Annotated in this window: 11 protein-coding genes (1 of these 11 cut by a window edge); 7 read left to right on the forward strand and 4 right to left on the reverse strand. The window is 70.9% G+C overall.

Annotated elements, in window-relative coordinates; genetic code table 11:
• Both AC16DP_RS20935 and AC16DP_RS20940 read right to left on the reverse strand, forming a co-directional pair.
• Nucleotides 1-6,619, reverse strand: partial view of a non-ribosomal peptide synthetase/type I polyketide synthase gene (locus AC16DP_RS20935; protein WP_329729582.1) — the 5' portion only. Its footprint begins 4,706 nt before the window's first position; only the first 6,619 of its 11,325 coding nucleotides appear in the window; the start codon lies at nucleotides 6,617-6,619; the stop codon falls past the left edge of the window.
• Nucleotides 6,612-11,924 (reverse strand): non-ribosomal peptide synthetase, encoded by a 5,313-nt coding sequence (locus tag AC16DP_RS20940; protein ID WP_329729581.1) that lies wholly within the window; start codon nucleotides 11,922-11,924, stop codon nucleotides 6,612-6,614. The genes AC16DP_RS20935 and AC16DP_RS20940 overlap by 8 nt, the downstream gene beginning before the upstream one ends.
• A 225-nt stretch (nucleotides 11,925-12,149) precedes the next feature.
• Here AC16DP_RS20940 and AC16DP_RS20945 point away from each other — a divergent pair, with 225 nt between their 5' ends.
• From AC16DP_RS20945 to AC16DP_RS20955, 3 genes are read left to right on the forward strand one after another with little or no spacing between them, the layout of a single operon-like run.
• A complete protein-coding gene (locus AC16DP_RS20945) occupies nucleotides 12,150-12,689 on the forward strand; it encodes a hypothetical protein (protein ID WP_329729580.1) in 540 nt (179 codons plus the stop codon).
• Nucleotides 12,686-13,696: a M28 family peptidase gene (locus tag AC16DP_RS20950; protein WP_329729579.1), complete on the forward strand. Its 1,011-nt coding sequence runs from the start codon at nucleotides 12,686-12,688 to the stop codon at nucleotides 13,694-13,696. Before AC16DP_RS20945 ends, AC16DP_RS20950 begins: the two co-directional genes overlap by 4 nt.
• A 27-nt stretch (nucleotides 13,697-13,723) precedes the next feature.
• The gene (locus AC16DP_RS20955) at nucleotides 13,724-14,704 is read left to right on the forward strand and encodes an aldo/keto reductase (protein WP_329729578.1); all 981 of its coding nucleotides are present in this window, start codon (nucleotides 13,724-13,726) and stop codon (nucleotides 14,702-14,704) included.
• A 3-nt stretch (nucleotides 14,705-14,707) separates the two neighbouring features.
• On the opposite strand, the gene AC16DP_RS20960 is transcribed toward AC16DP_RS20955, so the two are convergent.
• Both AC16DP_RS20960 and AC16DP_RS20965 read right to left on the reverse strand, forming a co-directional pair.
• The gene (locus AC16DP_RS20960) at nucleotides 14,708-15,679 is read right to left on the reverse strand and encodes an FHA domain-containing protein (RefSeq protein ID WP_329729577.1); all 972 of its coding nucleotides are present in this window, start codon (nucleotides 15,677-15,679) and stop codon (nucleotides 14,708-14,710) included.
• Complete coding sequence (locus AC16DP_RS20965; RefSeq protein ID WP_329729576.1) at nucleotides 15,667-16,998, reverse strand: serine protease; 1,332 nt, start codon at nucleotides 16,996-16,998, stop codon at nucleotides 15,667-15,669. Before AC16DP_RS20965 ends, AC16DP_RS20960 begins: the two co-directional genes overlap by 13 nt.
• 92 nt (nucleotides 16,999-17,090) lie before the next feature.
• Here AC16DP_RS20965 and AC16DP_RS20970 point away from each other — a divergent pair, with 92 nt between their 5' ends.
• The 4 genes from AC16DP_RS20970 (at nucleotide 17,091) to AC16DP_RS20985 (ending at nucleotide 20,561) form a co-directional block, all read left to right on the forward strand.
• Nucleotides 17,091-17,414 (forward strand): hypothetical protein, encoded by a 324-nt coding sequence (locus AC16DP_RS20970; protein ID WP_329729575.1) that lies wholly within the window; start codon nucleotides 17,091-17,093, stop codon nucleotides 17,412-17,414.
• Entirely contained in the window at nucleotides 17,411-17,782 is a 372-nt protein-coding gene (locus AC16DP_RS20975) for a hypothetical protein (protein ID WP_329729574.1), read from the forward strand. Before AC16DP_RS20970 ends, AC16DP_RS20975 begins: the two co-directional genes overlap by 4 nt.
• Nucleotides 17,782-19,563, forward strand: coding sequence for a KGGVGR-motif variant AAA ATPase (locus AC16DP_RS20980; protein WP_329729573.1), 1,782 nt, complete (start codon nucleotides 17,782-17,784; stop codon nucleotides 19,561-19,563). The genes AC16DP_RS20975 and AC16DP_RS20980 overlap by 1 nt, the downstream gene beginning before the upstream one ends.
• Nucleotides 19,564-20,075: 512 nt before the next feature.
• Entirely contained in the window at nucleotides 20,076-20,561 is a 486-nt protein-coding gene (locus AC16DP_RS20985) for a hypothetical protein (RefSeq protein ID WP_329729572.1), read from the forward strand.
• Nucleotides 20,562-20,596: the final 35 nt, after the last annotated feature.

A 20,596-nucleotide genomic window follows, 5' to 3' on the forward strand; every position in this document is an offset into this window, starting at 1 on the left:
GGAGCAGCCGTGCTCCCGGCTCCAGCGGAGGCTCCTTCCAGAAGCCGCGCGGGACGCCCTCGCCCGCGATGGCGAGCACGCCGGGGACGCCCACGGGAACGGGCATGCCCCGGGAGTCCAGCACCTGAACGTGCAGATGAGCGGGAGGCAGGAAGACAGGGGTCCCCTTCTCCTCCGCGCGCACGGGCACCCACGCCGCGGGCCCGAAGGACTCCTCGCGGCGCAGCACCTCCACGCCGGCCGCGCGAGCGAGCGAGGCGGCCAGCTCCGGAGCCGCGCCCTCGACGAACAGCCGCCGCACGGAGCGGAGCTCCTCGGAGACTCGCGGGAGCGCGGCGAGCGCGCGGGCCAGCGAGGGCGTGCAGTGCAGGTGCGTGGCGCCCGTCTCGCGCACCAGCGCGAGCACCGACTCCACCTCCGAGCTGCTCTCCTCCAACACGGACGGCACGGCCCCGGTCCCTTCCGGCTGCGAGCGCCGCCGCAGGGTGTCCAGGTGCTGGAGGCTGGTCATCGTCTCCTCCAGGCTGGTGCCGAAGTCCACCAGACAGGCCACCTCGTCCACGTCCAGCCGCCGCACGCGCTCGACCATGGCCTCACAGGACTCGGGCGTCCCGAAGAGCCCGCCGTCCTCCAGGTGGCGCTCGAAGCCGTGCTCCAGCATCGCCTCCATGTCGCGGGGCGAGAGGCTCCGCGGGTCCACGTTGAGGCCCTGGCTGGCGATGAAGCCACTGGAGATGTCCACCGAGCCGCGGAAGTAGCGCATCAACGGCTCGCGCACGGTGCGGCGCACCGCGGAGACATCCGTGCCGAGGAAGGCGTGCATCATCAGGCTCACGTGGCCCCGGCCCGGATGGCCATGCCGCCGCCACGTCTCGCGGTAGAGCGCCACCTTCTCGGCCAGCGAGTCGAGCTGCTGGCCCATCAGGTTGGTGAGCACGTGGGCGCCCAGCTCGCCCGCGAGCCGGAAGGTCTCCGGGCTGCCGGCGGCCGTGAGCCAGAAGGGCAGCTCGGCCTGCACCGGCTTCGGGCGGATGGCGATCTCCACCTCCTTGCCATCCCCGTTGCGGCGGCGCACCGTCCCGCCCCGCCACAGGTGCCGCACCGTCTCGATGCCACGGTGCATGATCTCCTTGCGGCGCGCGTAGTGGTCCGGGGCGAAGACGAAGTCATTCGCGTGCCACCCCGAGGCGAACGACACCCCCACCCGGCCACCGGAGAGGTTGTCGATCATCGACCACTCCTCGGCCACCTGGAGGGGATCGTGCAGGGGGAGCACCACGCTGCCGGCGCGGATGCCCACGTGCTCGGTGAGGGTGGCGATGCCCGCGCCGGTGATGGCGGGGCTCGGGTAGAGGCCACCGAACGAGTGGAAGTGGCGCTCGGGCGTCCAGATGGCGGAGAAGCCGTGCGAGTCGGCGAAGCGCGCGCCCTCCAGCAGGAGCTGGTACTTGCGCCGGCCGAGCGCGTCCTCGTCATTGGCGAAGTACGAGAGGCTGAAGGCCAGCGGGCGGCGGGGCGAGGAGTCGCGGCCCACCACGAACCGGGCGCTCGCGGGCTCACGCGGCAGGACGACGCGCAGGCCCCGGCACAGGGCCCACAGCACTTCCAGTCCGCTCCCCTGCCCCGCGGCTTCCTCGGCCCACAGCCATGCGCCTCCGGAAGTTCCTCCGATGCCCTGGTCGAGCGCGTGGAACAGGTGCGCCACCGTCCGGGGCGTGTGGATGGCCCGCCGCGGCGTGGCCTCGGAGGCTCCCAGCGCCTCGAGACAGACCATGGCCTCCGCACCGGCCGGAGTGGCGCGGTGCTCCAGCGCGGGCACCTCCTCCAGGGGCGCGTCCACGTGCAACACCCGCGAAGCATCCAACGGGACGCTGGTGCGCAGCCGTGAGTCCGTGAGCAGCAGCGGCACCGGTGAACCCTCGAGAGCGAGCGAGGCCAGTTCCCGCAGCCGCGACGGCGGCACGAGCACCCAGGCTCCACCGGCCTCCAGCACGGCCCACTGCGCCACGAGGCGCTCGGGAGACGGCTCCAGGCACACGGCCACGAGCTGCTCCGGCCCCACGCCCCTGTGCACCAGCACCGAGGCCAGACGCCGCGCCCGCTCGCGCAGCTCACCCCAGGAGAGGCTCCGCGCTCCGGCGACCACGGCCGGTGCATCCGGAGCCCGCGAGGCCTGGGCCTCCAGCAGCGGCGCAATCGAGACGATCTCCCTACGCGGAGCCGGGGCCGCGAGGGCCTCGCGCTGACTCCGCTCCTCGCGGGTCTCCAGGGGCAGCTCGGAGAGGCGCAGGCCGGGGTCCGCCACGGCCGACTCGAGGAGCGCCTCGAAGTGGCCGATCATCCGCTCGATGGTGGCCGCGTCGAAGAGCTCGGTGGCGTACTCCATGTCACCGGAGAAACCGTGCGCCGTCTCTCCCAGGGCGATGCTGTGGCTGGAGAGCAGCGAGCCGAACTGCGTGGGCGCCTCCACCGGCACGTGCTCCATCCGGAGGCCGGGCAGCTCCAGGTGAGAGCCGAAACCCGCGTGGTGCACCACGAGGAGCGCGTCGAACAGCCGCGCGGTGCCCGGATCCTTCTTGGGCTCGAGCTCGCGCATGAGGTGCTCATAGGGGACGTCCGGGTTCGCGTTGGCGCCGAGCGTCGTGTCGCGCACGCGGCCGAGCAGCTCGCGGAAGGTGGGATCGCCCGAGAGGTCGGTGCGCAGCGGGACGGCGTGGGCCACGTAGCCGATCAGCGGCTCCAGCTCGCCACGGGAGCGGTTGCCGATGGGCGTGCCCACGACGATGTCCTCCTGGCCGGCGTAGCGGGCCAGCAGCGCCTTGTAACCGGCGAGGAGGATCATGAAGGAGGTGACGCCCTCGCGCTGGCCGAGCGCCAGGATGGCATCGGAGAGCCGGCGGGACAGGCTGAAGAAGCAGCGGGCGCTGCGGAGCGAGCGCGAGGCCCCACGCGGACGATCCGTGGGAAGCACCAGCGGGCCGGGAGGAGCGGCCATGCGCTCGCGCCAATAGGCCACCTGGGACGAGAAGGCGCCGGACTCCAGCGCGCGCCGCTGCCAGGCCGCGAAGTCCATGTACTGCACGGAGAGCGCGGGGAGCGGAGAGGGGCGGCCCTGGAGGAAGGCCTCGTAGTTCACCGCCAGCTCGCGGGCGATCGCCACCATGGACAGCGTGTCCGAGATGACGTGGTGCACGGTGACGAACAGCAGGTGCGAGTCCTCGGCGATACGAGCCAGGGAGGCGCGGAGGACGGGACCCTGCTCCAGGGAGAAGGGCCGCTCGATGTCCGCCTGGGCGAGCCTCAAGGCCTCTGCCTCACGCTCCTCGCGGGAGCCCTCCAGGACGAGCACCTGGAGCGGCGTCTTCATCTCGGAGTGCACACGGGGAACGAACCGGCCGTCCACGGAAGCGTAGGTGACGCGGAGGACCTCGTGGCGGCGGACGATCTCCGCGACGCTCCGCTCCAGCACGCCCACGTCCAGCGAGCCCGTCAACCGGAGGGCCACGGACATGTGGAGCGCCGGGTTGCCGGGCGTGAAGCGCTCGAGCGCGCACACGCGCTCCTGCACGAAGGACAGTGGCAGCTCGCCATCGCGCGCCACGGGCACGAGCCTGGGCAGCGGAACACCGGTCCCCGAGCCCTCCACCTCCTTCAGGCGGGCCTCGATGCGCCCGGCGACGCCCGCCACGGTGGGGGCCTCGAAGAGGTCGCTCAGGGGAATCTGCACGGGGAAGGACTCGCGCAGGCGCGTGAGCATCTGCGCCGCCATCAGCGAGTTGCCGCCCAGCTCCAGGAAGTTGTCGTGGATGCCGAAGTCCTCGACACCGAGCCGCTCGCGCCAGATGGCCATCACCTGCCGCTCGACGTCGCTGCGGGGGCCTTCCTTGCCAGTCGGAGCCGCCACGGGAGCCGCAACCACCACGGGCGCCCTGGCTGCGACAGGAGCCGGAGCCGGAGCCGCGTCCATTTCCATCCAGCGGGGCTCGAGCCGGAAGGGCTGGCGCTCGAAGGGATACGAGGGCAGGGACAAACGCTGGCGCTGCTCATGGGCATAGAAGCGCTCCCAGCTCACCTCCAGCCCGGCCCGCCACAGCGCGCCCACCGCCTCCAGCAGTGCGGCGTGATCGGACGCGGAGACGCCCGCGCGAGGCAGCGAAGGCACCACGCGCACCGGCTCCGAGCCGCGCAGGTGCATGCGGGCCAGCGTGGTGAGCGCCTGATCGGGCCCCACCTCCAGGAAGACGGCGCACCCGTCCCGCTGGAGGGTGTCCAGGCCCGCGGCGAAGCGCACGGGCTGACGCATCTGCCGGGCCCAGTAGGACGGATCCGTGGCCTCCTCGGGGCGGATCCACGTACCGGTGAGGCTGGAGACATAGGGCCGCTGGGGCGCGGACAGCCGCAGTCCCGCGACGGTGCGCTGGAGCTCCTCGCGCAGGGGCTCCACGTCCGCCGAGTGGAAGGCCTGCCGCGCGGGCAGCCGCAGCGAGCCCACGCCACGGCGCGCGAGCTCCTGCTCGAGCCGCTCCACCTCGTCCACGGGGCCGGAGACGACACAGCGGCTGGCGCCGTTGATCGACGCGAGCGACAGCGCCCCGGTGAGCAGGGGTTGGAGCTCGGCCTCGGAGCAGCCCGCGGCGGTCATGGCTCCAGCAGGCATGCGCGCCATCAACTGGCCCCGCACCACCGCGAGCGCCAGCGCGTCCTCCAGCGTCAGCACGCCCGCGAGGCACGCGGCCACGTACTCGCCGTAGCTGTGGCCGAACAGGGCATGCGGCTCCACGCCCCAGTCCATCCACAGCCGGGCGAGCGCGTACTCCACGGTGAAGAGGAGGGGCAGCGCGTAGCGGGGATCCGCGAGCGCCTCACGGGCCTCGGCCTCCTGCGCGGGGGCCGGGTACAGCAGCGGGCGCGGGGGCCGGCCCAGGCGCGGGGTGAGCAGCGCGAGGCAGGCGTCCACGTGCTCGCGGAAACCGGGCTCGGCGTCGTACAGCTCGCGGGCCATGCCCACGGACTGCGCGCCCTGGCCTGGGAAGAGGAAGGCCACGCGCTGCTCACGGGCCGCCTCCAGGCTGGCGATCGCCTGGGCCGCGGGAGGCGTCTTCAACCGGGCGAGCAGCGAAGGGACATCCGCCGCGACGAGCGTGCGCCGGTGCTCGAAGGCCTTGCGTCCCACGTTCCGGGTGAAGGCGAGGTCGGCCAGGTCCACGCCCGGGCGGGCCTCCAACCAGGAGGCGAGCTCCTGCGTCATGGCCTCCAGTGCGGTCGGGGTGCGCGCGGAGAGCGTGACGAGCTGGCGGGGCCGGGCACTGGGACGGCTCGCGGTGATGGGGGCCTCGCCGAGGATGGCGTGCGCGTTGGTGCCGCCGATGCCGAAGGAGCTGACACCCGCGAGCCGGGGCGTCTCGCCGCGAGCCCAGGGCCGGCGCTCGGAGGCGACGAAGAAGGGGCTGCCGGCGAAGTCGATGGCCGGGTTGGGGCGCTCGAAGTGGAGGCTGGGGGGAATCTCCTCGTGGTGCAGCGCCAGGGTGGCCTTGAGCAGGCCGGCGATGCCCGCGGCGGTGTCCAGGTGGCCGATGTTGGTCTTCACCGAGCCGAGCGCGCAGAAGCCGCGTTCGTCCGTGTCGCGGCGGAAGGCGCGCGTGAGCGCGGACACCTCGATCGGATCCCCGAGGGGCGTGCCGGTACCGTGGGCCTCCACGTAGCCGATGTCGTTCGCCCCGACGCCCGCGTAGGCGAGGGCCTCGGAGATGGCCTCCGCCTGACCCTCGACGCTGGGCGCGGTGTAGCCCACCTTCTGGTGGCCGTCGTTGTTGATGGCCGAGCCCTTGATGACGGCATAGACGTGATCGCCGTCCCGCAGCGCGTCGGCGAGCGGCTTGAGGACGACCACTCCCACGCCATTGCCACTCACGGTGCCCCGGGCGCGCGCGTCGAAGGCGCGGCAGTGCCCGTCGGGCGAGAAGATCATCCCGTCCTGGTAGAGGTAGCCGGTGCGCTGCGGGAGCGAGATGCGGACCGCGCCGGCCAGGGCGATGTCGGACTGGCGCAGCAGGAGGCTCTGGCAGGCCATGTGGACGGCGACGAGGCCCGTGGAGCACGCGGTGTAGAGCGCCAGACTCTCGCCGCGCAGCCGGAGCTTGAAGGACGCCTTGGTGGCAACGTTCTCCGCGTTGGTGGTGCCGAGCGCCTCGAAGAGCGAGGCCGGCTCCTTCTTCACGTGGCCCAGCAGGGAGAGCACGTGGCCGGACTGGCCGGCGCCCGCGTAGAGGGAGATCTTCCCGGGGAAGCGCTCCGGATCATACGCCGCGTCCTCGAGCGCGGCCCAGGCGCACTCCAGGAACACGCGCTGCTGGGGATCCATCCACAGCGCCTCGCGGGGGGCGATGTCGAAGAAGCCGTGATCGAACAGGTCCGCGCCCTCGAGCACGCCACCGGCGCGCACGAAGTCCGGGTGCGCGCGCAGCGCCTCGGGGACGAGCGGAGAGGACTCCAGCTCCTCCGCCTGGAAGCGGGAGATGGACTCGACGCCCTCGCGCAGGTTCCGCCAGAAGGCGTGGATGTCGGCGGCGCCGGGGAAGCGCCCCGCCATGCCGATGATCGCGATGTCGTTCTCAGCCATTGCCACGATTTCCTCGGGGGTTGCGGCGCTGGAGGACCTGCCGGCGCGCCTCCGCGCGATCCTGATGATTGGTGTTGCGAGTCTCGGTGCTCACGGCCTGCTCCAGCCGTCTGGCGAGCCCGTGGACCGTGGGGTGCTCGAAGAGGTGGACGATGGGCACATCGCGCCGCAGCTCCTCGCGCAGCAGGGCGCAGGCCCTGACGACGGTGAGCGAGCTGCCGCCGAGCTCATCGAAGAAATGATCATGCAGGCCCACGGCCTCGCGCCCGAGCGCCTGGGCCCAGCAGCGCGCGATGGACACCTCGAGCGGGCCGCGGGGAGGAACGAAGGAGGCGGAGCGCGCGGGGGGCTCGGGAGGAGGAAGGGCCCGGCCGTCCACCTTGCCGCTGGGGGACAGGGGCAGGGCCTCCAGGAAGACGAAGGCCGAGGGCACCAGGGACTCGGGCAGACGCTGGCGCAGCAGCGCGCGCAGCTCACGGGTCTCGCGGAGGGTGGACTCCCCGGGCACCACGTAGCCCACCAGCCGGGCCTCGCCCGAGGGACTCTTCCACGCCTTCACGTGGGCCTGCTTCGCGCCTCCCAGCTCGCGCAGCGCGGCCTCCACCTCGCCCGGCTCCACGCGGACGCCGTTCACCTTCACCTGCGCATCCACGCGGCCCACGTAGTCGAGCCGCCCATCCACCCTCCACCGGACCACGTCTCCCGTGCGGAACAGCCGCTCACCGCCCTCGCGGCCGAAGGGGTGGGGCACGAAGCGCTCGGCGGTCAGGTCCGGCCGCCCCACGTAGCCTCGCGCCACGCCGGGGCCGCCCAGGTACAGCTCTCCCGCCACGCCGGGAGGAACGGGCCGCAGCGCTCCATCCAGCACGTACGCCTCCACGTTGCCCAGCGGCGCGCCGATGGAAGGCCGGCCCTCTCCGGGCACGCACTCCGCCCACGAGACGGCCACCGACACCTCCGTGGGCCCGTACCCGTTGAGGAAGCGCCGTCCCCTCCCCCACTTCTCCACCAACGCGGGCGGGCAGGCCTCGCCCACGGACATCACCACCCGCAGGTGCTCCAGGCCCTCGTCCGGCAGCAGCGCCAGCACGGACGGAGGCAGCGTCACCATCGTCGCCGCGCCCTCCACCAGCACCCGCCGCAGCTCCTCGCCCAGGGGCACCCGTCCTCCCTCGGGCACGTACAGCGTCCCGCCCACCGACAGCGTCAGCAGGTACTCCCAGACGGAGGAATCGAAGCCCAGCGACGCGAGCTGCAACACCCGGGTGTCCGTCCCGAGCCCCAACGACAGCGCCCGCGCGTACGCCAGGTCACACAGCCCCGCGTGCGTCACCTCGACGCCCTTGGGCCGCCCCGTGCTGCCCGAGGTGTAGAGGATGTACGCCACGTTGCCGGCCCGCACGCCGCTCTCCAGCGGAAGCAACGCCTCCTCGCCCGTCTCCTCCAGCCGCACCACCCGCGCGCCCTCGGGCGGAGCGCACCGCTCCTCCAGCTCGCGCCGCGTCACCACCACGCGCACGCCCGCGTCCCGCGCCATCCACTCCAGCCGCTCCCGGGGTTGCACCGCCTCCAGCGGCACGTACACGCCTCCCGCCTTCTGCACGCCCCAGAAGGCCACCACCGCCTCCACGCTCTTCTCCAGCAGCACGCCCACGCGCACCTCCGGCCCCACGCCCTCGCGCCGCAGCCGGGCGCCGAGCCGCCTCGCCCGCGCCTCCAGCTCCCGGTAGCTCAGCCGCTGCCCGTCTCCCTCCACCGCCACCGCCTCGGGCGCGCGCGCCGCCTGTGTCTCCAGCAGCTGCGCCAGCCCCTCCACGGGCACGTCCACGCGCGGCCCCCGGCTCCACGCCTCCATCACCCGGGCCCGCTCCTCCCCATTCAGCAGTTCCACCTCCTCCACCCGGCGCCCGGGCGCTTCCACCAGTTCCGCCAGCAGCGACACGAAGTGCCGCGCCATGCGCCCGGCCGTGGCGGCCTCGAAGAGGTCCGTGCAGTACTCCAGCGAGCCACCCAACCCGCTCTCCGTCTCGGCCATCATCAGGGTGAGATCGAACGCCGATCCCCGGCGAGTGAGCGGCAGGGACTCGATCTCCAGGGCCCCCAGGCTCATGCGCGCGCCCGGATCGCCCAGCGCGAAGGAGGTCAGCGAGGTGCCCTCTCCAGGCAGGTGGCCGCGTTGCAGGACGAACATGGCCTGGAAGACGGGCGAGTGCCCCGGCTCGCGCGAGAGATGGAGCTCCTCCACCAGGCGGGGGAAGGGCATGTCCTGGTGCTCCAGCGCCTCGAGCACCGTGCTCCGGGTCTGGGCGAGCAGCTCGCGGAAGGTGGTGCCCGGGGGAATGCTGGCGCGCAGGGCCACGGGGTTGACGAGGTAGCCCACGAGCCGGCTCAGCTCCGGCCGGGTGCGGCCCGCGGTGGGCGAGCCCACGACGAGGTCCTCCTGGCCGGTGTAGCGGCGCAGGAAGGTGAAGAAGGCGGCGAGCAGCACCATGTACGGCGTGGCCCCGCTCTCGCGCGCGAGCGCATTCACGCGCCGGGTGAGCTCGGGCCCCACGTGGAACGGGAGCGTGTCACCGCGGAAGGACTGGAGCCGGGGCCGGGAACGATCCGTGGGCAGCGCGAGCAGGGGCAGCTCCCCGCCGAGCCGCTGCTTCCAGAAGGAGCGAAGCACCTCGCCCCGAGGGCCCGCGATCCGGGCCGAGAGCGCGCGGGTGGCTTCCACGGGGCTCGGAGACAGGGCCGGCAGCACGCCCGCGAGGCCCCCCGTCTCCGCCGTGTAGAGCGCGCCCAGCTCCTCCACCATGACGCCCAGGGACCAGAAGTCGGTGATGAGGTGGTGGAGCGAGAGCAGCAGCACGTGCTCGTCCGGGCCCCGGGTGAAGAGCAGGACGCGCATGAGGGGACCGTGCTCCAGCTCGAAGGGCCGGTGGGCCTCGGCGTCGAGCCGCGTTCGCAACCGGGCCTCGCTCCAGCCGGTGGCGTCCTCCACGTGGAGGATGGGGCCCGAGGGCTCCAGGAAGCGCGGAACGGGGGCACCATTCTCCTCGGGGAACACGGCGCGCAGCGACGGATGGCGCGCCACGAGACACAGGAAGGCCCGCTCCAACGCGGCCACATCGAGGCGCGAGCGGATCCGCGCCGCGCGGACCACGTGGTACGCGGTGCTCTCCGGAGACATGCGCTGCAGGAACCACAGCGCGCGCTGACCGTCGGAGAGGGGCGGAGCCGCGTCGAGGGCCTGGGGCGCGAGCGGTGCCTCGGCCTCGGGCGTGGGACGGGCCATGAGGCTCTCGGCCAGCTCCCGCACGCTGGGCCCGCGCAGCAGGCTGGTGACGGGCAGGGACACGCCGAACGTCAGCTCGAGCGAGCCGCGCACCTCCATGGCGCGCAGCGAGTCGAGCCCATAGCGCGTGAGGGGCTCATCCAGCCGCAGCTCGCCGGCCGGAATCCGCAGCTCCCGCGACAGGCGGGCGGAGAGCCAGGGCAGCAGCGCCTCCACGCCCGCGGACAAGGGGGGCGCGGACTCCTCCGCCCCATCCACGAGCGCCGCCGCCACGTGAGCCCCAGCGGAGCCCTCGCGCCAGGAGCCCACGGCCTCCAGGGAGCCCCGGAGGAACGCGGTGCGGCAGGCATGCCGCTGGATCTTCCCGCTCGACGTCTTGGGGATGCTCCCGGGCACGAGCAGCACCACGGCATGCACGCCGAGCTCATGCTCCTCGGCCACGGCCTGGCGGATGCGGGCGATGACGTCGCGGGTGCGGATCTCCAGGTCGCCGCCGGAGCGGTCGGCGAACTCCTGGACGATGACCAGCCGCTCCTCGCCCCCGGAGTCCACGGAGAAGGCGGCCCCACAACCTGGACGCAGCCCCGGGTCGCACCGCTCCACGGTGAGCTCGAGGTCCTGCGGGTAGTGGTTGCGCCCGCGGATGATGAGGAGATCCTTGCGCCGGCCGGTGACGAACAGCTCATCACCCTCAAGCACGCCGAGGTCCCCGGTGCGCAGGTACGGCCCCTCACCGGAGCCCGCGAGACGCGCCTGGAAGACGCGGGCGGTGTCATCGGAGCGCTCCCAGTAGCCACGGGCCACGCTGGCACCGCGGACCCAGATCTCCCCCACGTGGCCGGGGGCGCACGGCTCGCACGTCTCGGGATCCACGATGCGCACCGTCTGATCTCCCAGGGAGGCGCCACAGCCGACCATGGACGCGCCCTGGCGTCCGGAGTGCTCCAGACGGCGCACCACGGGCGGCGTGGCCTTGCGCCCACCGCTGACGATGAGCGTGCCCTCGGCGAGCCCGTAGCAGGGATGGAAGGCCTCGCGCCGGAAGCCGGCGGGAGCGAACGCCTCGGCGAACCGGTCCAGCGTCTCCGGGCGGATGGGCTCGGCGCCGCAGAAGGCCACTTCCCAACCGCGCAGATCCAACGCGGCGCGCTGCTCGGGGGTCGTCTTCCGGACGCACAGCTCGTAGGCGAAGTTGGGGCCGCCGCTGACGGTGCCGCCGTGCCGGGAGATGGCCTCCAGCCAGTTCAGGGGGCGCTGGAGGAAGAAGAGCGGCGACATCAGCACGGTGGGGATATCGCGGTAGAGGGGCTGGAGGATGCCGCCGATGAGCCCCATGTCGTGGTACGGCGGCAGCCAGATGACGCCCACGGGCTGGGGCGAGGCGTCGAAGCCGAGCGCGATCAACCCCGAGTTGTGCAGCAGGTTGCGGTGGCTGAGCATCACGCCCTTGGGCGTGCCGGTGGAGCCGGAGGTGTACTGGAGGAAGGCCAGGTCATCGGAGGACAGCGCGGGAGCGGACCACGCGTGGGAGGCGCCGGGCGCGAGCGCATCGGTGGCGAGCCAGCGCAGCGCGCGGAGTCCGGGAGCGTCCTCGGTGACGACGCCGGCCATGTCGAGCAGCCCGGAGGTGGTGAGCGCGGCGGTGGCCTGGCAGTCGGCCACGAGGGACTGGAGCCTGGGCAGGGTGCGGGCGAGACGGGAGGGATCGGGCGGATACGCGGGGACGGCGATCACCCCGGCGTAGAGGCACCCGAGGAAGCCCAGCACGTACTCACGGCCCGGCGGGTAGAGCAGGAGCGCCCGATCACCGGGAGCGAGGTGCTGGTGCAGGGTGGCGGCGACGGCGCGGGCGCCCTCGTCCAGCTCGCGGTAGGTGACGGAGGACTCCCCCGCCTCGTCGAGGAAGGTGAAGACCCGGGCGTCGGGCTGGAGGAGGGCCCGCTCGCGGAGCACATCCACGAAGGTGGTGCCATCGGGCAGGGACACGGCGCGCGCGGGATTCTCTCGCGACAACAGCGGCATGGGACCTCACGAGCGGGGCTCGGAGGGCATGAGGAACCCGGCGCGGAGACAACACGGCCGTCAGGGGCCGAGCGGTTCCGACGAGCTCTTCCTGCCCCCTGTTTCTCGGCCGCCACCTTAAGCGTTCGACCCTCGGGGCTCCAAGACTCCTGGTGTGGGCCGCCAGCCCGCTGGGACTGCGGGCACGCGCTTATTGACTGGGAGAGGAGCTAGAGTGCGGCGCCCATGCGCCATTGGATGATGATGCTTGCCACCGCGCTCCTTCCGGGAATGGCCTCGGCCGCCGGACATGAGCTGTCGCTCGGGGGGAACCTGTTCTCCTCGAGTGGGATGTCCCTCGCCCTGCCCTACCGCCCGGGTCTCGAGGCCGCCTATGCCTACGAGACGGACAACTGGCGGCTGGGAGGCGGCGTACGCTGGAGCTTCAGTGCGAACGGGAGCAATCCGCCGCTCGAGGTCTACGCTCGCGCCCAGTTCACCGCGAACATGGGGGTGTGGCGGCCGGCGGTGGGCCCGGAGCTGGGCCTGAGCTGGATGCGCGTCGTGGCCCCGGCCAACACGGGTTTCCCCCCGGACTACCCCGACACCCGGACCGGGCTCTTCGGGCCCGCCTACGCGGCCATCCACGCCGCGCCGCTGCGCTTCGCCTTCGGCCGCTTCACCGCCAGCGCCCTGGAGCTCCAGTGGGGCACCCTGCTCTCACGCCAGCCCGGCTCCATGCTGCGCCTGCAACTCGGTCTGCTCCAGGTGGGGGTGATGCTATGAGAGCCTTGCGCGCCGTCCTGCTGCTGCTCGCCGTGAATGCCTGTGCCTCGCGCGCCCCCGTCGAGGAGCCCGCCCTCCTCCGGGCGGGAGACTTCGGCGCGGGTGCGGAACAGGCCCGGCTGAAATCGGACGTGGAGGCCCTGGCGGCCGCCCACCTCGAGGACACGCCACTCGACTGCGGTGCCTTCGACCTGGAGCAGATCAACCTGGAGCACCAGCCGGTGTGCCACCTCACCCGCGAGAAGGCCCGCCAGTTCGTGCGCGCTCGCTTCGAGTCCCTCGGCTACACGGTCATCGAGCAGGAGATGGAAGGCCCGGCCTGGCCGACGTCCAACGTCATCGCCGAGCTGAAGGGCAGCACGCACCCCGACGAGGTGGTGGTGGTGGGGGCCCACTACGACTCGTTCCACGCGGGCGCGGACGACAACAGCTCGGGCGTGGCGGCCATGCTGGAGATGGCGCGGCTGGCGGCGGGCAAGCGCTTCGCGCGCACCATCCGCTTCGTGGGCTTCGACCTGGAGGAGCTCGGCCTGGTGGGCAGCACGCGCTTCGTGCGCGAGCTGCCGGGAGAGGAGATCGTCGCCTCCATCGTCTTCGACTGCATCGGCTACAAGGACGCGCGCCCGGGAGCGCAGCAGGCACTGCCCGGCTTCCCCATTCCCAACACGGGGGACTTCATCGCCGCCATCTCCAACGAGCAGTCGCGTCCCCGGCTGGAGGAGCTGTACGCGCTGGGGAGCCGGCTGGACTTCGTGCCGCTCCGGGGCGCGACGTCGCCGATCGACGGCTCGGGTCCCTTCTCGGGCAACCTCATGCGCAGCGATCACGCCCCCTTCTGGCTCGCGGGGCACAGCGCGCTCTTCCTCACGGACACCGCCAACTTCCGCAACAACAACTACCACCGCGACACGGACGTGCCCTCGACGCTGGACTACGAGTTCCTCGCGGGAGTCACCCGGCTGTCCGCGGCGGGAATCGCCTACTGGGCGGAAGGTCCGCTGCCATGAGCCGCGCCGGTATGGCAGGGTGAGGGCATGAAATACGCCAACCTGGGTCATACCGGTCTGAAGGTGTCGCGCATCTGTCTGGGGTGCATGAGCTATGGCACTCCCAGCTGGCGCCCGTGGGTGCTGGACGAAGCGGCCTCGCAGCCCTTCTTCCAGCGCGCGGTGGAAGCCGGCATCAACTTCTTCGACACGGCGAACATGTACTCGCTCGGGGTGAGCGAGGAGGTCACCGGCCGCGCGCTGCGCAAGTACGCGCGGATGGAGGAGGTGGTGCTCGCCACCAAGGTGTACTTCCCCATGACGGACGGGCCCAACATGGGAGGCCTGTCGCGCAAGAACGTGGTGCAGTCCTGCGAGGCGAGCCTGAAGCGGCTCGGGGTGGAGACGATCGATCTGTACCAGATCCACCGGATGGATCCGGAGACACCGCTGGAGGAGACGCTGGCGGCGTTGGATCAGCTGGTGAGGCAGGGAAAGGTCCGGTACATCGGCGCGAGCTCGTCGGCGGCGTGGAGGTTCGCGAAGGCGCTGAGCCTGTCGGAGCGCAACGGCTGGGCGCGCTTCGTGTCGATGCAGAACCACTACAACCTCGTCTACCGCGAGGAGGAGCGGGAGATGATGCCCCTGTGCGAGGCGGAGGGCATCGGGGTGATTCCGTGGTCGCCGCTGGCGCGGGGGCTGCTGGCGGGCACGCGCAAGTCACTGGATGACAAGCAGTCCACGACGCGAGCGGGCTCGGACGCGTTCGCGTCGGCGCTGTATGACAATCCGCACGACTGGGACGTGGTGGAGGCGGTGAAGAAGGTGGCGGCGGCCCGGGGCAACACGCCCGCCGAGGTGTCCCTGGCGTGGCTGCACTCCAAGCCGGCGGTGGTGGCGCCCATCATCGGCGCCACGAAGATGGAGCACCTGGAGGCGGCCATCCGCTCGGTGGACGTGACGCTCGGCGCGGACGAGGTGAAGGCGCTCGAGGCGCCCTACCAGCCGCACGCCGTGCGCGGGATGTAGCGCTCAGGGCTTCTCCTTCGCGAGCGCGTCCACGTCCTCCTGCAGCTTCTGCGTGCCCTCGAAGAAGGAGTCCACCGGCTTGGAGGGCACCAGTTGGAAGGCGGGTGGCAGCAGCGTGCGATCGAAGTCGACCGAGGAGGTGAAATCCTCCTCGCCCAGCAGCGAATCCGCCTGGGTGAGCGCACCGAAGCACACGAGGATGACGCCCAGCACCTGGATGAGCCGCCGGGGCTCCGTGCGCGTCACGTAGCGCAGGTGCCAGAAGAGGATGAAGCCCACCCAGGCCAGGTACCCGGCCAGGGACACCCACCGGACCCACGCGCCCAGCCCCAGGCTGTAGGTGATGACGCCCATCAGCAGCGGAATCACCAGCAGCCCGAGCAGCCCGAAGCTCCCGATGGTGCCGTGAGCGCCGAAGTGGAACACGCGCCGCGCCACCTTGCTGGCGACGGACCAGAGGCCCGACCAGACGAAGCACACGAACACGGGCGCGACGACGGCCAGGGCCAGCGAGCCCCAGTCCGTCTTCTGGTAGTTCGTCAGGTACTCGCGCAGGAGGAAGGTGAGCACCGTCACCGCCAGCATCGCGGGGAAGGCGAAGGGCCGCTCGAAGGGACGGACCTGGGGCGCCACGGGGATGGCGGTGACGCGCGTGTCCTCCACCACGTGGGCCCGGCCGCGGAAGCGCAGCACGGTGTCGCCCACGGCCACGCGCGCGTCGTCCGCGAGCTCCAGCTCCGCCAGCCGCGCCCAGGGCTCCACGCGGAACGTGCCATTGGTGCTGCCCGTGTCGCGCAGCACCAGCCGTCCGTCCTCGGTGCGTTCGATCCGCAGGTGCGAGGCGGACACCTTGGGATCATCGAGGATGACGTCGTTGGAGTAGCCGCGCCCCACGGTGACGGGGAAGCGGTCCAGCCGGTGCCGGGCGTGGACCTCGTCCGCCTCGAGCACCTCCAGGAAGATCACTTCGTCCACGCGAGCGCCTCCAGGTAGCGGCGAGCGAGGGCGCGCGCGTTGTCGGCGGAGAACCCCGCCAGGGTGAGGCTCGTCTGCACACCCGAGGTGCTCGCGTTGGTCGTCGCGGCCCGGAGCGCCAGGTCATACAGGCCGGGGAACTTCTTGTAGGCGCGCAGACACAGGGCGGTGCGCGTGGGGACGCCGCCGACCTTCACGAACTCCACGCGGCAGCGGAAGTTCGTCACGTCGTCCTTGGTGGCGTCCACGCCGCCCGGGTCATTGCTGAAGGTGGCCTCGTAGAGCGCGGAGAAGCGCAGGGCCCCGAGCTTGTCGCTCGACACATAGGCATGGTCATAGGCCACCACACCGGTGCGGTGCTCGCCGCTCAGGTAGATGTCCTCCTCGGAGGAGCACTGGTAGTTGGTGACGGTGTACGGGTTCTCCGGCTCGTGGGGGGTGTCGCCCCAGCACTTGAGGAAGGGCAGCCAGCGGCCGGGCACGTGGTACTCGCCGAGCTGCTGGGTCGGGAGGGGCGCGGCCAGGAGGCGCTCGGTGATGCGCTGCTGGTTGTCCAGGAGCTGCGAGCCGACCACGGCCAGGAGCGCCGAGGGGCTGCTCTCCTTCACCTCGCGGGCGCGCTCCACGAGGGCACGGGCATGGGCCACGGGCACGAGGAAGCCGAGCTGGTTGCCCATGGTGGACACGTTGACGCCCACGACACGGCCATCGCCAGTGACGGTGGGCCCGCCGCTCATGCCGGGATTGATGGCGCCGCTGAAGTGCACCTTGTCGTAGAGCGCGTCCTGCACGAGGCCGTTGTAGGTGCCCTCGACGATGGTGGTGCCCAGGTCATGCGGGTTGCCCATGGCGTACAGGCGGGTGCCCTGGGGAGGCTCCTTGGGGGCCAGCTCGAACCATTCCTTCACCGGCGCGTCCTGCCGGATGACGGCGAGGTCGTGCACGACGTCCACGTCCACCACACGGACGGGAATGGCCTCGGAGTCCTTGCCCTCGCGCACGAGCTCGGCGGTGTAGTCCTCCGGGTGGTGAACGATGTCGGAGATGACGTGGTAGTTGGTGAGGGCGTGTCCCTCGGTGCTCACGAAGAACGCCGAGCCGATGGATGACCGGGTGCCACTGCGCCGCTCGATGATGCGCACCTGGGCGACGCGGCCCTTGAGGCGCTCGAAGAGCTCATGGGTGGCGGGGGGCAGCGAGGCCACGGGCAGCGGAGGAACGACGGCCGGGGTGTCCGCGTCCGGCTCGTCTCCGGGGAGGTCATCCGCGGCCGGGACCGGAGCCTGGGCCAGCGCGGCGAGGAGGAGGATCGTCAACATGCGGGGCACACACTATACGTATACGTAGGGCCCCGGGAGCACCCGGTGTTATATTCGCGGCGATGATCTACTGGAGCACGCGCCAACGAGGCTTGGTCGAAGCTGTCCTCCAGCGCCATCCAGCCGAGTCCTCCGAGTGCGCCAAAGCTGCGCAGAGCATTCTTCCAACGGCTCGGGAGATCGATCACACCGCGCACGCACGCATCATCGTGGCGGAGAACGCCCTCTACATCCAACCGAAGGGACCCTCCCGCCGCTGGATGTACCACGTGACGGTGGCCGTGACGGAAAACCACGTGGACGTGTTGACGGGTCCGGACGGGTTTCCCCAGGAGACCTATCTGGAGACGTACTTCCACCACTCCGAGGCCCATACGGTCCGGCCGGTCGAACCCGACGAGTGGGCAACGCTATGACCTCGCAAGAACGCATCCTCCGCCGGCTCGACGAGAAGCTCGACTCCATCCTCGACAATCCGGAGGGATGGGGCGGAATCGACGCACTGGAGCCGCTGGTGCTCCTGCTGTTGCTCCTCCGGGCGGAGCTGGCGACGCCTCGGGTGACCCACGCCGAAGTCTTGAAGCAGTACAGGGTCTTTCTCGCCACGCGCCTCAGGCCGGGAGTCGGGGACATTCGCGAGCGCTTGGGAGACGCGCTGTCGCTGGAGAACATGGTCGCGCTCCTCCGCGAGCACGTCTCCAGCGTCCGCACGAATCAGCGTCCCTCGACTTCAACGGTGGGATTCCCGAGATACATGGCCGTCGAGTCCGAGGCACGCCACTGATGGGCGAAATCATCTCGTTCTACTCGTACAAGGGAGGCGTGGGGCGTTCGATGGCGCTCGCCAACGTGGCCACGCTCCTCGCGCATCGAGGCCGACGCGTCCTGGTCGTCGACTTCGACCTCGAAGCACCTGGGCTTCATCGCTACTTCCTGTCCTCGTTTCCCCGAACCCGCCGGCTGCGTCAGCAGCCTGGCGCGGGGCAACTCGGGACCATCGACTTCTTCTGCGAGCTCTCGGACCTCTTCTCGACTCGGAAGGACTCCCTCCAGAAAGCCATTGCCTCCCTCCTGGACTCCGGCAGGTTCGGATACTCCATCCCTGTCAGGTCACCCACCCGTTCCCGAGCCGCCAGTCTGGACTTCTGGAGCGCAGGTCTCTTCGACAAGGACTACGCCAGCCGCGTACACGACTATCCCTGGGACCGGCTCTATGAGGAATCCCAGGAGGTCTTCACGCAACTCGCGGAGGAGTGGAGGGCTCGCTACGACTACGTCCTCCTCGATTCGCGCACGGGCATCTCGGACCTGGGGAGCGTCTCCACCGTCATCCTGGCGGACAAGCTGGTCCTGGCCTTCACGCTCAACGAGCAGTCCCTGCACGGAGTGACAGAGCTCGGGCGACAGGCGGTACAGTTGAAGAGAAGCATCGGTGCGTCCAGGCCCCTGGCCCTGTTTCCGCTCCTCAGCCGGGTCGACGAGGGTGAAGAGCGATTGAATCGCAAGTGGAGCGGGGAGGCCGCCCGACGCTTCGCCTCGCTGTTCGAAGCCGCTTACGGGCCGGGCACGCTCGACTTCTCGGCCTACTTCGATGCGGTCCGAATCCCATATCGGGGGTACTACGCCTACGGCGAGAAGATTGCCGTCGAGGAGGAAAGGCCGGCGACACTGGGCTCCCTCGCAGAGGGATATGAGCGGTTTCTCGACTGCGTCCTCGGAGAGCGGCTGGAAGGGTGGCAGGAGCGCATCCGGAGCACGGTGAAGCCCATCCGGATGGATGGCGGTCTGTTGGTGAACTTCGAGAACCCGTCCGCGCTCTCCATCGTGCTGGACTTGGAGCACGTGGTGAAGGTTCCCGAGCAGCTCCCGGCGCGCGGGCCCACCGAGCTGCGAGACATCCCCATCAACAGGATGGCCTGGGAATGGGCCCTGCGCGAGATGGAGCAGGGGGTCGAGCGTGCGACGCAGACCATCCAGGGGACGCTGCACGTCTTCGCGACGATGCCCTATCCCGCAGCCGTGTTCCTCGGAAGATGCCTGGACGACCTCGCCCGGACCCGTCCCATCCAGCTTCACCAACTCGACCCGCGCATCCACGCCTGGGTTCCGTTCTCGGGAGTGGGAATGTCCGCCCCAGAGGCCACCGGGCCCTACTTCCATCCGCTGGAGCGAGTGCAGGCGTACTCGGGACAGGCTGTGCTGCTGGCCATCGAGGGCATGACGCCAATTTCAAAAGCGTCACTCTCCCAGCTCGGCCTCCGCGTCAATGCGAGCATCTACCACCTCCAGCCAATACAGCGACGCCCCCTGCCACCTGGCGCCGGAGCAGCGGTCGTCGAGGAGCTCAGGGCCGCGCTCCTGCACCTGCGGGAACAGCACCCCTCCGCGCCGCTCCACGTCGTGACGAGCGCACCGGTGGCGCTCCTCATCGAGCTGGGCCGCCTGTTGCCTCCCTCGGTGTACAAGAGCGTCACCGTCCACCAGTTCGAGCCCGGGTCCGGCAGCTACGTTCCCGTGCTCGATGTCATCAAGCGTGAGGTGGTGGCCACCCAGGAGCCGGCTTGACACTCCCGAAGCCCGGCCCCTAACTTGGGAACGCGGTCCGAAGGCCAGCTTGTTCTTTTCCAGGCCCGTTGCTGCGTGAGCAGCAAACGAGAATCGGGTGAATTGCCGGAACCCCCGGAGACGGGCAACCGGCAGCCAAGGCCGACATGGCGGGGCAATGGTGTCCGTGTCCCAAGGGGTCGGCAAGGTTCAGAGACTAGGGTCCGAGCGAAAGCGGTAATGACCCCACGAGCGCCCGACGTCTTCCCGGCAGTGAGGAAGACGATGAGATAGTCCGGTCTACCGAGATGATCGGCGGTCCCAAACGGTAGAAGCCGGGGATAAAGAGCCCCGGCGATAACAGCGCTTCGGCTACGAGGGCCTTCGGACCGCGCCCCTCCCCGGAGTTCCCGCCCTTGGAGCGAGCGAGCAACCGGAGTTTGGACTCAGGGTGAACACCCATCCTACATTCAGAGCAGGCCCCAGAGTCCTCGGGTGACTTCCGCGCTCCGTACGGTAACCTTGCACCTCAGATGAAGCCTGAAGCCCGCGCCGAAATGGTCGCACATGCCGAACGCGCCCTGCGCCGCGGAGAGCTGAACGAGGCCGTGGGCCTCTACGAGACGCTCTGTCGGGCCTTCCCCGAGGACGAGGCGCTCGGGCTCAAGCTGGCCAACCTGCGCGAGATGCTCCAACCCGAGGAGCTGCAGGCGCTCCAGGCCCTGCGGGCCAGTGCCCGCCCCGACGCCGTCCCCCAGGGCCCCTCCACCCCCGCCTCCGAGGGCGAGCGGCTCTTCTTCCTCGGGGACTATGTAGGTGCCGCGGCCGCCTACCGCCGCGCCCTCCAGGCGCACCCGGAGAACGAGCTGTTCCGCGAGCGGCTGGTGGAGCTGTACCGGCTCGCCCGCTCCCTCCCGGTGAGCTCGCCCACGGACCGCCAGCTGCCCCGCCAGGCCGAGCCGCTCCTGCACGCCCTGTTGGACCGGCTCGCCGCGCGCCGCCGCCTCAAGCGCGATTGACGCTTTGCACCCCAGCGGGGCGGCTCCTAGAATCC

The sequence above is a fragment of the Archangium sp. genome (assembly GCF_057119385.1).